This is a genomic window from Streptomyces sp. NPDC091387, from assembly GCF_044756945.1.
In the GTDB taxonomy this organism is placed as follows: Bacteria; Actinomycetota; Actinomycetes; order Streptomycetales; family Streptomycetaceae; genus Streptomyces.
The window spans coordinates 167448-180584 of record NZ_JBIVTZ010000007.1 but is presented as its reverse complement, the minus strand read 5'-3'; the positions used below and the strand labels follow the sequence as shown (position 1 = coordinate 180584).

The following is a 13137-nucleotide window of genomic DNA, read 5'->3' as shown; positions in this document are numbered from 1 at the left end:
TCCGGCCAACGAGGGGCGGCGTCGCGGGGCCGGTCACGCGCGTCTGCGGCGTTGTCGTCACTCACCATGGCTGCGCCATGGCTCACTCCTCCGCCTTGCAGCTGCGCGCATCCAGCCCCGGTCCTTCACCCACCCCCATGGCCGGACGCTCTGAGTCTGGCCGCATCACAGCACGGAATGGCACGCCGGGCCAAGAGGTGGAGACAATGTCAGGTGAAAGTTTTCACAATCGACGGAGGCCGCCGGGGGCCGCGGGGCCCCCGGGAATCAGCTCATACGCAGGGCGAGGAAGAAATCGAGCTTGTCCTCCAGCCGCGAAAGATCACGCCCCGTCAACTGCTCGATTCGCCCGATCCGGTAGCGCAGCGTGTTGACGTGCAGATGCAGCCGGGCCGCGCAGCGGGTCCATGAACCGTCGCAGTCCAGGAACGACTCCAGGGTCGGGATCAGCTCCGCGCGGTGCCGCCGGTCGTAGTCGCGCAACGGGTCGAGCAGACGTGCGGTGAACGCGCGGCGCACATCGTCCGGGACGAACGGCAGCAGCAGCACGTGCGAGGCCAGCTCGTGATGGCCGGCCGCGCAGACCCGCCCCGGACGGGCCGCCGCCACCCGGCGGGCGTGCCGGGCCTCCTCCAGTGCGCCGCGCAGCCCCTCGGGCGAGTGCACCGAGGCGCTGACGCCCAGTGTCAGGCGGCCGTCGTCGGCCAGACCCGCGGAGAGCGGGGCGCGCACGGCGGCCAGCAGGACATCGGCGTGCAGCGCGGGATCCTCCCCGGAGGGTTCCGCGCCGCCCGGGTCCTCGGTGTCGTCCGCGTCCCCGGCCGGTGCGGCGGCGGGCAGCGGCACCAGCGCGACGGCCTCGTCGCCGGAGTGCGCGACCGCGATCCGGTCCGCGGAGTCGGGGCCGGTCACGGCCGGGTCGACCAGGATCTCCTCCAGCAGCGCCTGGGCGGCCGGGCCGCCCGCGACACCGGATGCGGTGGAGCCGGGCGCGCCCTGCTCGTCCCAGTCGACCCGGGCCACCACCACCTGCCACTGCGGCGCGGTCCCGAGGCCGGGCAGCAGCACCGGCGCGGCCACCCGCAGCCTGGCCGCGATCTCGGCGGGCGGGGCGCCCGCCTGGACCAGTTCGAGAACCTCCTGGGCGAGCCTGCGGCGCACCGTACGGGCCGCGTCCCGGCGGTCCCGTTCGACCGCGATCAGCTGGGTGACGCCCTGGAGCAGGTCGAGCCGGGCCGCCGGCCAGTCGCTCGCGTCGGCCTCGACGGCGAGCAGCCAGTCGGAGAGCACCGACTCGCGCACATCACGGGAGGCCGGCCCGGCGACCCGGCCGTTGTTCCGGATCGGGAAGAGCGAATACGCCACCCCGCCGATCGTCGCCCGGTACGGCGCGCGGCGGCCGGAGCGGACCGCGGCCAGATGCAGACCGGCCAGCTCCGGGCCGACCGGTCCGGGCAGCGCCGCACCGGCGCCCGCGATCTGCCGGCCGGTGGGCGAGAGCACCCAGGCATGGAGGTCCAGGTCGGAGCCGAGGAGATCGAGGACCACCTCCGGCCCGCCGCCCGCCGGCCCCGAGGTCATCAGCCGGCGGTGCCGGTCGACGACCGCCGCCAGATCGCCGGCGCGCTCACCGGACACCTGGCGGACCACATGCTCGGTGATCGTTGCGAATGCGACGGTCTCGTTGACGGCGAAGAGCGGCAGCCGGTGCCGTCGGCACGCCTCGACCAGATCGGCCGGGATGTCGCCGAGCTCCGCCTCGCCCGCCGCGAGCCCGGCGACACCGGCTCCCGCGAGGATCCGTACGAAGGGTTCGGAGTCCTTCTCGTCCCGGCGCCAGGCCAGTCCGGTCAGGACCAGCTCGCCGCCCGTCAGATAGCGGCTGGGATCCCGCAGGTCGGTGGTCATCACGCCGCGGACCGACCGGTCCAGCTCGTCGTCGCCGCCGAGCAGCCGCAGGCCCAGCGCGTCGGTGTCCAGCAGTGCGCGCAGCCGCATCTCGTCGCCGCCGATCTCTTTCGTTGGTGCGGGGGAAAACTGGGTGTTGCGGTGAGGTCACAGGGACCCGTCATTCGTTCGAATCTACAAGACGAGGTCGAAGGCCAGCCAACTCCTTCATGGTTTCGGTGACTGCACCAGGTGGAGCAGGGCTTGTGTACTGGGCCACACAACGCGTTAACAACGTATGAACGACCAGTCGAGGGCCGGCCGTCCCCAGCCCCAGCGAACGACCCGATTGAGAAGAAGAGAGCCGCTCATGGACTTCCTTCGCCCCGCCAGCTGGGAAGAGGCGCTCGCCGCCAAGGCCGAGCACCCTACGGCCGTACCCATCGCGGGCGGCACCGATGTGATGGTCGAGATCAACTTCGACCACCGGCGGCCCGAGTACCTCCTGGACCTGAACCGCATCGGTGAGCTGTCCGAGTGGGAGGTGGGCCAGGAGAGCGTACGGCTCGGCGCCTCGGTCCCGTACAGCGCCGTCATGGAGCACCTGCGGGCCGAGCTGCCCGGTCTGGCGCTCGCCTCGCACACCGTCGCCTCGCCGCAGATCCGCAACCGCGGCGGCGTCGGCGGCAACCTGGGCACCGCCTCGCCCGCCGGGGACGCGCACCCGGCGCTGCTCGCCGCGGGCGCGGAGGTGGAGGCCGAGTCCGTCCGCGGAACGCGGCTGATCCCCATCGACGCCTTTTACACCGGCGTCAAGCGCAACGCACTCGCACCGGACGAGCTGATCCGGGCCGTGCACATCAACAAGGCCGACGGGCCGCAGCAGTACTCCAAGGTCGGCACCCGCAACGCGATGGTCATCGCCGTCTGCGCCTTCGGCCTGGCCCTGCACCCCGGGACCCGCACGGTCCGCACCGGCATCGGATCCGCCGCCCCGACACCCGTACGGGCCAAGGAGGCCGAGGCGTTCCTGAACGCGGCCCTCGAAGAGGGCGGGTTCTGGGAGAGCCGCACGGTCATCACACCGTCCGTCGCCAAGCAGTTCGCCACGCTCGCCGCGGCCGCCTGCAACCCGATCGACGACGTGCGCGGCACCGCGAGCTATCGCAGGCACGCGGTCGGGATCATGGCCCGCCGGACCCTCGGCTGGACCTGGGAGTCGTACCGCGGCAACGGCCGCGGCACCGAAGGAGCTGCCTGATCATGCGCGTCAATTTCACGGTCAACGGCCGCAGGCACGAAGCCGACGACGTCTGGGAGGGCGAGTCCCTCCTCTACGTGCTGCGCGAGCGGATGGGCCTGCCCGGTTCCAAGAACGCCTGCGAGCAGGGCGAGTGCGGTTCCTGCACCGTCCGCCTCGACGGCGTTCCGGTCTGCTCCTGCCTGGTCGCCGCCGGCCAGGTCGAGGGCCGCGAGGTCGTCACCGTAGAAGGCCTCGCCGACTTCGCCGCCCACCGCTCCGAGGTCCACCCCGGCACCGGCTGCGCCTCCGGAGCCTGCGGCACCACGGTCGACAAGGCCCGCCGCTGGGAGGCCAAGCCGTCCGGCGAGGAGACCCGCGACACCGGCGAACTCTCGCCGATCCAGCAGGCGTTCATCGACGCCGGAGCCGTCCAGTGCGGCTTCTGCACCCCCGGCCTGCTGGTCGCGGCCGACGAACTCCTGGAGCGCACCCCGGACCCGTCCGACGCGGACATCCGCGAGGCGCTCTCCGGCAACCTCTGCCGCTGCACCGGCTACGAGAAGATCCTCGACGCGGTCCGCCTGGCGGCCGCCCGAGCGGAAGAGACGGTCTAGACGATGGGCGTCACCGGTTCCCCCTCCAACATCAACCAGGCCACCCGCACCAAGGGCGGCATCGGCGAGTCCACGCTGCGCCCCGACGGGATCCTGAAGGTCACCGGCGAGTTCGCGTACTCCTCCGACATGTGGCACGAGGACATGCTCTGGGGCCACACGCTGCGCTCCACCGTCGCGCACGCCGAGATCGTCTCCATCGACACCTCGGAGGCCCTCGCCACCTCGGGCGTCTACGCCGTGCTCACCTACGACGACCTGCCGACCGAGGTGAAGAACTACGGCCTGGAGTTCCAGGACACCCCCGTTCTTGCCCACGGCAGGGTGCGCCACCACGGTGAGCCCGTCGCACTCGTCGCCGCCGACCACCCCGAGACGGCCCGCCGCGCCGCCGCGAAGATCAGGATCGACTACCGCGAGCTCCCGGTCATCACCGACGAGGCCTCCGCGACCGCCCCCGACGCGATCCTCATCCACGAGGGCCGCGACGATCACCACGCCGGGCACGTACCGCACCCCAACATCGTCCACCGGCAGCCCATCGTCCGCGGCGACGCGGAGGCGGCCAGGGCCCGCGCCGACGTGGTGGTCAGCGGCGAGTACGTCTTCGGCATGCAGGACCAGGCCTTCCTGGGCCCCGAGTCCGGCCTGGCCGTGCCGTCGGAGGACGGCGGTGTCGACCTGTACGTCGCCACCCAGTGGCTGCACTCCGACCTCCGCCAGATCGCCCCCGTCCTCGGCCTGCCCGAGGACAAGGTCCGCATGACGCTCTCCGGCGTCGGCGGCGCCTTCGGCGGCCGCGAGGACCTGTCGATGCAGATCCACGCCTGCCTGCTGGCGCTGCGCACCGGCAAGCCGGTGAAGATCGTCTACAACCGCTTCGAGTCCTTCTTCGGGCACGTCCACCGCCACCCCGCCAAGCTCTGGTACGAGCACGGCGCGACCCGTGACGGCAAGCTCACCCACATGAAGTGCCGCATCGTGCTGGACGGCGGCGCCTACGCCTCCGCCTCCCCGGCCGTCGTCGGAAACGCCTCCTCGCTGGCCGTCGGCCCGTACGTCATCGAGGACGTCGACATCGAGGCGCTGGCCCTCTACACCAACAACCCGCCGTGCGGCGCGATGCGCGGCTTCGGCGCCGTCCAGGCCTGCTTCGCCTACGAGGCGCAGATGGACAAGGTTGCCGCCGAACTCGGCATGGACCCGGTCGAGTTCAGGCAGCTGAACGCCATGGAGCAGGGCACCCTGCTGCCCACCGGGCAGCGGGTCGACTCGCCCGCACCCGTCGCCGAGCTGCTGCGCCGGGTCAAGGCCAGGCCGCTGCCGCCTGAGCGGCAGTGGGAGAGTGCCGGCGAGTACCCGGACGTACGGGCGCTGCCCGGCGGACTGTCCAACACCACCCACGGCGAAGGCGTCGTACGCGGTGTCGGCTACGCGGTCGGGCTGAAGAACGTCGGCTTCTCCGAGGGCTTCGACGACTACTCCACCGCGAGGGTGCGCATGGAGGTCGTCGGCGGCGTACCCGTCGCGACGGTGCACACCGCCATGGCGGAGGTCGGCCAGGGCGGCGTCACCGTGCACGCCCAGATCGCCCGGACCGAACTGGGCGTCTCACAGGTCACCATCCACCCGGCCGACACCCGGGTCGGTTCGGCCGGCTCCACCTCCGCGTCCCGCCAGACCTACGTCACCGGCGGGGCCGTGAAGAACTCCTGCGAGGCCGTACGGGAACAGGTCCTGGAGATCGGCCGCCGCAAGTTCGGTACCTACCACCCCGCCTGGGCCACCGCCGAACTCCTCCTGGAAGGCGGCAAGGTCGTCACCGACGGCGGCGAGGTGCTGGCCGATCTGGCCGATGTGCTGGAGGACGAGGCGGTCGACGTCGAGCTGGAGTGGCGCCACCGGCCCACCGAGGCCTTCGACCTGCGCACCGGACAGGGCAACGGCCACGTCCAGTACTCCTTCGCCGCCCACCGCGCGGTCGTCGAGGTCGACACCGAACTCGGCCTGGTCAAGGTCATCGAACTGGCCTGCGCCCAGGACGTCGGCAAGGCGCTCAACCCGCTGTCGGTCCTCGGGCAGATCCAGGGCGGCACCCTCCAGGGCATGGGCATCGCCGTCATGGAGGAGATCATCGTCGACCCGAAGACGGCGAAGGTGCGCAACCCGTCCTTCACGGACTACCTCCTGCCCACCATCCTCGACACGCCGACCATCCCGGTCGACGTGCTCGAACTCGCCGACGAACACGCCCCGTACGGGCTCCGCGGCATCGGCGAGGCCCCCACCCTCTCGTCCACCCCGGCCGTCCTCGCGGCGATCCGGAACGCGACGGGACTGGAGCTCAACCGGACGCCGGTGCGCCCCGAACACCTCACCGGCTGCTGACCCGGGCTCCTCCACAGCTCTCCGGGCGGCGCGCGCCACCAGGGAACGTCACACTTCCTCCGTCCGCACCGCCCGGAGAAACCGAGCTCCGCACCGCTCGCGGCTCTTGACCGGAACCACAGAAGGAACCGGAACCACAGAAGAAGGCAGTACCCGTACATCCACTCTGCATGAACAGTTCGCCTCGGGCCGTCCCCCGGGTCGTGCCGCCCGCGCAGTCATCCCAAATCCCGCATCTCGAATCTCCATCGCGGGTGCCCCTGTGAACCTTGGGAGTCAGGCATCATGACCCAGCAGTCAGTGGAGCCCACGACCACCGCGGAGGAAGCGGGCCCCGGCTCGCGCGTCCCCGCCGGCAGATCGTGGCTCGACCGGTACTTTCACATATCCGAGCGCGGATCGACCGTCGCACGCGAACTGCGCGGCGGTGTCACGACCTTCATGGCCATGGCGTACATCCTGCTGCTCAACCCACTCGTCCTCGGCGGCAAGGACGTGGACGGCAACCTCCTCAGCCAGCCGGGCCTGATCACCGCCACCGCGCTCGCGGCGGCGGCGACCACCCTGCTGATGGGGTTCGTCGGCAAGGTTCCCCTCGCGCTCGCCGCGGGGCTCAGCGTCTCCGGCGTCCTGTCCTCGCAGGTCGCCCCCGAAATGACCTGGCCGCAGGCCATGGGCATGTGCGTGATGTACGGCCTGGTGATCTGCCTCCTGGTGGTCACCGGTCTCCGTGAGCTGATCATGAACGCGATCCCGCTCGCGCTGAAGCACGGCATCACCATGGGCATCGGCCTGTTCATCGCGCTCATCGGCCTCTACAAGGCCGGATTCGTGGGCAAGGGCACCGGAACCCCGGTGACCCTCGGTCCGGCCGGTGAACTCGCCGGCTGGCCCGTCCTCATCTTCGCGGTGACGCTGCTGCTGATCTTCATGCTCCAGGCCCGCAACATCCCCGGCGCGATCCTGATCGGCATCGTCGTCGGCACCGTGGTCGCCATCGTGATCAACAAGCTCGCCGATGTCGACCCGAAGACCTGGAGCAGCGGCCCGCCCGAGCTCAAGGGTTCCGCGGTCTCCTCGCCGGACTTCTCGCTCTTCGGGGACGTCCAGTTCGGCGGCTGGGGCGACGTCGGCGCGATGACCGTCGGCTTCATCGTCTTCACCCTCGTGCTGGCCGGCTTCTTCGACGCGATGGCCACCATCATCGGCGTAGGTACGGAGGCCAAGCTGGCCGACGACAAGGGGCGGATGCCGGGCCTGTCCAAGGCGCTGTTCATCGACGGCGCCGGCGGTGCGATCGGCGGCGTCGCCGGCGGCTCCGGGCAGACGGTCTTCGTCGAGTCGGCGACCGGGGTCGGCGAGGGAGCCCGTACCGGACTCGCCTCCGTCGTCACCGGTCTCTTCTTCGCGGCCTGTCTCTTCTTCACCCCGCTCACGGCGATCGTGCCGGCCGAGGTGGCGTCCGCCGCGCTGGTCGTCATCGGCGCCATGATGATGCAGAACGCCCGCCACGTGGACTGGAGCGACCGCGCCGTCGCCATCCCGGTCTTCCTCACCGTGGTCCTGATGCCGTTCACGTACACCATCACCACCGGTGTGGCGGCGGGTGTCATCTCCTGGGTCGCGATCAAGGTCGCCCAGGGCCGGGCCCGCGAGGTCGGGGCCTTCATGTGGGGGCTGACGGTGATCTTCGTCGTCTACTTCGCGCTCCACCCGCTCGAGAGCTGGCTGGGCGTCAGCTGACGCCCTCCCTTCACACATCCGTCAAGGAGACCGAGATGCTGGACATCGCCGAGGAGCTCGACCGATGGGTCGGGCAGGGACGCGACTTCGCGGTGGCCACGGTCGTGGCCGTCGGGGGCAGCGCCCCCCGGCAGCCGGGCGCCGCACTGGCCGTCGACCGCGACGGCACCGTGATCGGATCGGTCTCCGGCGGGTGTGTGGAGGGCGCGGTGTACGCACTGTGCCAACAGGCCCTCGACGACGGAATCACCGTACGGGAGCGGTTCGGCTACAGCGACGAGGACGCCTTCGCGGTCGGTCTGACCTGCGGCGGCGTCATCGACGTCCTGGTGACACCGGTCCGGGCGCACGACCCCGCCCGCCCGGTGTACGCCGCCGCGCTCGCCACCGCCGCCCGGGGTGAGGCGGCGGCGGTCGCCCGGATCACCGACGGGCCCGCCGAACTCCTCGGCCGGCCCCTGCTGGTGCGGCCGGACGGCGGTCACGAGGGCGGCCTCGGGGGACACCCGGAGCTCGACCGCACCGCCGCCGCCGAGGCCCGCGCGATGCTGGACGCGGGCCGCACCGGCCCCCTCACCATCGGCGCGGAGGGCTCGCTCTGCGGGCAGCCCCTCACCCTGCTCGTCGAGTCCAGCGTCCCGCCGCCCCGGATGATCGTGTTCGGGGCCATCGACTTCGCCGCCGCGCTGGTGCGGGCCGGGAAGTTCCTCGGCTACCACGTCACGGTGTGCGACGCCCGCCCGGTCTTCGCCACGGAGGCCAGGTTCCCTGACGCGGACGAACTGGTCGTCGACTGGCCGCACCGCTATCTGGCCGGGACCTGTGTCGACACCCGCACCGTTCTGTGTGTGCTCACCCATGACGCCAAGTTCGATGTCCCGCTGCTGGAAGCCGCGTTGAGGCTGCCGGTCGCGTACGTCGGCGCGATGGGCTCGCGCCGCACGCATCTCCAGCGCAACGACCGGCTGCGCGAGGCAGGGGTCTCCGAACGCGAACTGGCCCGGCTCCGCTCGCCGATCGGCCTCGACCTGGGCGCCCGTACGCCCGAGGAGACGGCCCTGTCGATAGCCGCCGAGATCGTCGCGGACCGGCGTGGCGGCAGCGGCGTCCCGCTGACCGGCGCGCACACCCCGATCCACCACAGCGCCGCCGTGCCGCCCGCAGGGCGCATGATCTCCGTGGCCTGAACAGGTCCCTCGCCCGCACCCGCGCCGCCCGGCGGGTTGCCGCCACGGCGCATTCACGCCAGGGGTGAACCTCACCGCAGCCGCCGATTTACCGGTAGATCAGCTGCATGACATTCACCGCCTCCACTGTCTCCGGCCGGGCGAGACCCGCTCGTGCGGGGCGCAGGGCCCTCCTCATAGCGACCTCCGTCGCCCTGGTGAGCGGCGCACTGCTCCCCGCCACGGGCACCGCCTCCGCGGCCACCGGTCAACTCCCGCCCACCGGCCGCCAGGCCGCCCCCGTCGAGCAGTACGACATCACCCTGCTCACCGGTGACGTCGTCCACTACGCCGACGGGGCCGGAAAGCAGGACACCGTCACCGTGGACCGCCCCGACGGCGCGGCCGGCGGAGTGCACGTCCAGCAGGCGGGTGACGACATCTACGTCCTGCCCGACGAGGCGGCGGGCCTGATCGCCGCCGGCAAACTGGACCGCCGGCTCTTCAACGTCACCGCGCTCGCGAAGACGGGGTACGACGACAAGAAGTCCGGCGGCATCCCGCTGATCGCCACCTACCCGGCGAGCAAGGCCCGTTCGCTGCCCGCCGCGCCCCGGGGCAGCAAGACGGTCCGCAGGCTGGAGAGCATCCACGGCGCGGCGCTGAAGGCGGCGAAGGCCACCACCCGCGCCTTCTGGGACGACATCGCCGCCACGCCCAAGGCCCGTTCGCTCGACAACGGCATCACGAAGCTCTGGCTCGACGGCCAGGTCGAGGCCGCGCTGAAGGACTCCGTCCCGCAGGTCAACGCCCCGCAGGCCTGGGCCGCCGGCTACGACGGCAAGGGCTCCAAGGTCGCCGTCCTTGACACCGGCATCGACGCCACCCACCCGGACGTCAAGGACCGCGTCCTGGAGTCGAAGAGCTTCGTGCCCGGCGAGGAGGTCGACGACAAGCACGGCCACGGTACGCACGTCGCCTCCACGATCGCGGGCTCCGGTGCCGCGTCGGAGGGCGTCAACAAGGGCGTCGCGCCCGCCGCGGACCTGATCATCGGCAAGGTGCTGGACAACGAGGGCAACGGCGCGGACTCCGGCATCATCGAGGCGATGGAGTGGGCCAAGGCGGAGGGCGCCGACGTCGTCTCCATGAGCCTGGGCTCCAGCATCCCGGACGACGGCTCGGACCCGATGTCGCAGGCCGTCGACTCCCTCTCGGCCGACGGCGGTCCGCTCTTCGTGATCGCGGCGGGCAACGCGTACGGCGCGGGCACCATCGGCTCGCCCGGCTCGGCGGACAAGGCGCTCACCATCGCCGCCGTCGACAAGCAGGACAACCGCGCGGACTTCTCCTCCATGGGCCCGCTGGCCCGCAGCTACGGTCTGAAGCCCGACCTCTCCGCGCCGGGCGTCGACATCAACGCGGCCGCCTCGCAGTCGATCCCGGGCATCAGCGGCATGTACCAGTCGATGTCCGGCACGTCGATGGCGACGCCGCATGTCGCGGGCGCGGCCGCCATCATGAAGCAGCGTCACCCCGACTGGTCCGGCCAGCGCATCAAGGACGCGCTGATGACCTCGTCGAAGGAGCTGCCGGACTACACACCGTACGAGCAGGGCACCGGCCGGCTCGACGTGAAGGCGGCTATCGACACCACGATCGAGGCCACCGGCTCCGTCGCGGTCGCGTCCTACAACTGGCCGCACTCCGACGCCGAACCGGTCTCCGAGCGCACCATCACCTACCGCAACACCGGGAAGGCGGACGTCACGCTGGACCTGGCGACCGACACGGACGCCGACGCCTACACGCTGTCGGCGAAGCAGCTGACCGTGCCCGCCGGTTCGACCGCCGAGGCCGTGCTGTCGCTCGACCCGTCGAAGGTCGAGAACAACACCATCTTCTCCGGACAGGTGATCGCGAAGGACGCCTCGGGCGCCACCGTCGCGCACACGGGCTTCGCGCTCAACAAGGAGCAGGAGCTCTACGACCTGAAGATCGAGCTGCGCGACCGCGCGGGCAAGCCGATGGACGGGCAGGTCGTCTTCGCCGCCCTCGGTGACGAGAACATCGGGGTCGTCGGGGTGGCGGGCGACACCACGCTCCGGCTGCCGCCGGGCAACTACACCGCCTGGACCGCCGCCGACATCAAGGGCGACACCGCCGACTCGCAGGCCGTCGCCTTCCTGGCGGCCCCCGAGATCATTCTCGACAAGTCGAGGACGGTCTCCCTCGACGCCTCGAAGGCCCACAAGATCGCCGTGAGGACGCCGAAGGAGACCGAGACCCGGCAGTTGCGCTACGACATGGCGCGCACCGCACCGGACGGCACCGTCCAGCGCGACGCGTACCAGATCCCGATGACGTACGACCAGCTGTGGGCGAGCCCGACCAAGAAGGTCACCAAGGGCAGCTTCTCCTTCCTGACCCGCTGGCGGCAGGGCGAGAAGCTGATCGACCTGACGGCAGACGGCCGTGATGTGCCGGTGGCCGTGCAGGGCGGATCACCCGTCGCGGAGGACAGCGACAAGAAGCTCGGCAGCGTCTTCGCGGGCGACGGCGCCGCCGCCGACTACCGGGGGATCGACGCCAAGGGCAAGGCCGTCGTGATCCGCAGCAGCACCACGGTGGCCCCCGCCGACCGGCTCGCGGCCGCGGAAGCCGCCGGGGCCAAGGCGCTCTTCGTCGTCAACCAGGGCGACGGCGTGCTGATGGAGACGTACACCGACTACGGCACCACGGCGGCCATCCCCGTCGCCTCCGTGCAGCGCCTGGCCGGTGACCGGCTGATCAAGGCCGCCCAGCGCGGCAAGAAGGTGACCGTCGAACAGCGCAGGTTCGCGCGCTACGTCTACGACCTGGTCGACCGTCACGACGGCACCGTCCCGGACCGGTCGCTGGCCTTCGCCCCGACCACCCGCCAGCTGGCGAAGGTGGAGAACACCTTCTACGGCAACCGCGACGTCGTCGGCGGCGGCTTCCGCTACGACATCCCGGACTACGGCCCCGGCGTCGGCTTCCAGGAGTACGAGAAGTTCCCCGGCACCCGCACGGAGTGGGTCACCCCGCTGCCCGGCGACTCGTTCTGGTACGAGGACCACTCGGTCTTCAACGACGAGGCCACGGACATCGCGCTGGAGGAGCGCGGCGGAAGCATGGACTACCGGGGCGGCCAGAGCTACCGGGACACGTGGTTCGCACCGGTCAGCCGCCCGCGTCTGGGCACCGGCTACTGGGGTCCGTTCCGCTCCGCGTACAACGACATCCAGTTCAACATCTCCCCGTGGGGGGACTCGGGTGCCGGCCACTCCGGTTCCATGGAGAACGAGTACGACAACGGCACCATCGCCTTCTTCCAGGGCGACAAGCAGCTCGCCAAGTCGGCGGGCCGCGCGGGCTACGCCTTCGACCTCTCGCCCGAGAAGCTGCCGTACCGGCTGGCGCTCGACGCCTCGCGCGACGAGGGGGTCTGGAAGACCTCGATCCGTACGCACACCGAGTGGAACTTCCTCTCGGGCGCGCTCGACCCGTCCGGTCCCGAGCAGGCCGACATCCCGCTGCTCCAGCTGGACTACGACGTCGCGACCGACCCGGCCGGTGAGGTGAAGGCCGGGAAGACGACCGAGATCGGTCTCTCGTCCACCACGCAGGAGTGGCTGGACGGTGCCGTGAAGGCGACGAAGGCCTCGCTGTCGGTCAGCTACGACGACGGCGAGACCTGGAGCGCGGTGCAGCTGAAGAAGGACTCGGCCGGTTCCTGGACCGCCCGGTTCAAGACCCCGAAGAAGGGTGCCGCCGCGGTTTCGCTCAAGGCGCACGCCGAGGCGGGCAGCGGTTTCACCGTGGACCAGGAGATCATCCGGGCCTTCGGCCTGAAGTGACCTGCTGAGTGCCCCTCTTGAGGCGGCCGCGCACCCCTGGACCGGGGTGGGCGGCCGCCTCTCGCATGGTCCCGCGATGACCAAAATTTGTCTGCTTTGCCCGTATATAGTGGGTCATGATGCAAGAAAGGGACTTTTTGCGGTGTGGCGCAAGTTGCCACGGCCCCGCCCGGAGGCTTATAAGAGGAAGGTGGCCAAGGCGATTCCGGGAATTC

General features: G+C 71.0%; 7 protein-coding genes. 6 read left to right on the top strand and 1 reads right to left on the bottom strand.

The annotated features are described in order from the left end of the window. Positions 1-267: 267 nt before the first annotated feature. Positions 268-1998: a PucR family transcriptional regulator gene (locus tag ACIQM0_RS16440; RefSeq protein WP_401286758.1), complete on the bottom strand. Its 1731-nt coding sequence runs from the start codon at positions 1996-1998 to the stop codon at positions 268-270. 259 nt (positions 1999-2257) lie between these two features. Between ACIQM0_RS16440 and ACIQM0_RS16435 the strand changes: the two genes are divergently transcribed. From ACIQM0_RS16435 to ACIQM0_RS16410, 6 genes are all read left to right on the top strand, one after another. Then, on the top strand, positions 2258-3148 hold the full coding sequence (locus ACIQM0_RS16435; protein WP_401286755.1) for an FAD binding domain-containing protein: 891 nt from the start codon (positions 2258-2260) through the stop codon (positions 3146-3148). Between the two features lie 2 nt (positions 3149-3150). Further along, a complete protein-coding gene (locus tag ACIQM0_RS16430; RefSeq protein WP_401286753.1) occupies positions 3151-3744 on the top strand; it encodes a (2Fe-2S)-binding protein in 594 nt (197 codons plus the stop codon). A 3-nt stretch (positions 3745-3747) separates the two neighbouring features. Beyond that, the gene (locus tag ACIQM0_RS16425; protein ID WP_401286750.1) at positions 3748-6132 is read left to right on the top strand and encodes a xanthine dehydrogenase family protein molybdopterin-binding subunit; all 2385 of its coding nucleotides are present in this window, start codon (positions 3748-3750) and stop codon (positions 6130-6132) included. 285 nt (positions 6133-6417) lie between these two features. Further along, on the top strand, positions 6418-7875 hold the full coding sequence (locus ACIQM0_RS16420) for an NCS2 family permease (RefSeq protein WP_401286747.1): 1458 nt from the start codon (positions 6418-6420) through the stop codon (positions 7873-7875). 35 nt (positions 7876-7910) lie between these two features. Beyond that, positions 7911-9062, top strand: a complete 1152-nt coding sequence (locus ACIQM0_RS16415) for an XdhC family protein (protein ID WP_401286744.1) — start codon at positions 7911-7913, stop codon at positions 9060-9062. A 107-nt stretch (positions 9063-9169) separates the two neighbouring features. Continuing rightward, positions 9170-12922: a S8 family serine peptidase gene (locus ACIQM0_RS16410; RefSeq protein ID WP_401286742.1), complete on the top strand. Its 3753-nt coding sequence runs from the start codon at positions 9170-9172 to the stop codon at positions 12920-12922. The last annotated feature ends 215 nt before the right edge of the window (positions 12923-13137 follow it).

Coding starts and splice junctions, on each gene's coding strand:
- ACIQM0_RS16440 (WP_401286758.1), bottom strand. CDS start 1,998: ATGCGGCTGCGCGCACTGCTGGACACCGACGCGCTGGGCCTGCGGCTG.
- ACIQM0_RS16435 (WP_401286755.1), top strand. CDS start 2,258: ATGGACTTCCTTCGCCCCGCCAGCTGGGAAGAGGCGCTCGCCGCCAAG.
- ACIQM0_RS16430 (WP_401286753.1), top strand. CDS start 3,151: ATGCGCGTCAATTTCACGGTCAACGGCCGCAGGCACGAAGCCGACGAC.
- ACIQM0_RS16425 (WP_401286750.1), top strand. CDS start 3,748: ATGGGCGTCACCGGTTCCCCCTCCAACATCAACCAGGCCACCCGCACC.
- ACIQM0_RS16420 (WP_401286747.1), top strand. CDS start 6,418: ATGACCCAGCAGTCAGTGGAGCCCACGACCACCGCGGAGGAAGCGGGC.
- ACIQM0_RS16415 (WP_401286744.1), top strand. CDS start 7,911: ATGCTGGACATCGCCGAGGAGCTCGACCGATGGGTCGGGCAGGGACGC.
- ACIQM0_RS16410 (WP_401286742.1), top strand. CDS start 9,170: ATGACATTCACCGCCTCCACTGTCTCCGGCCGGGCGAGACCCGCTCGT.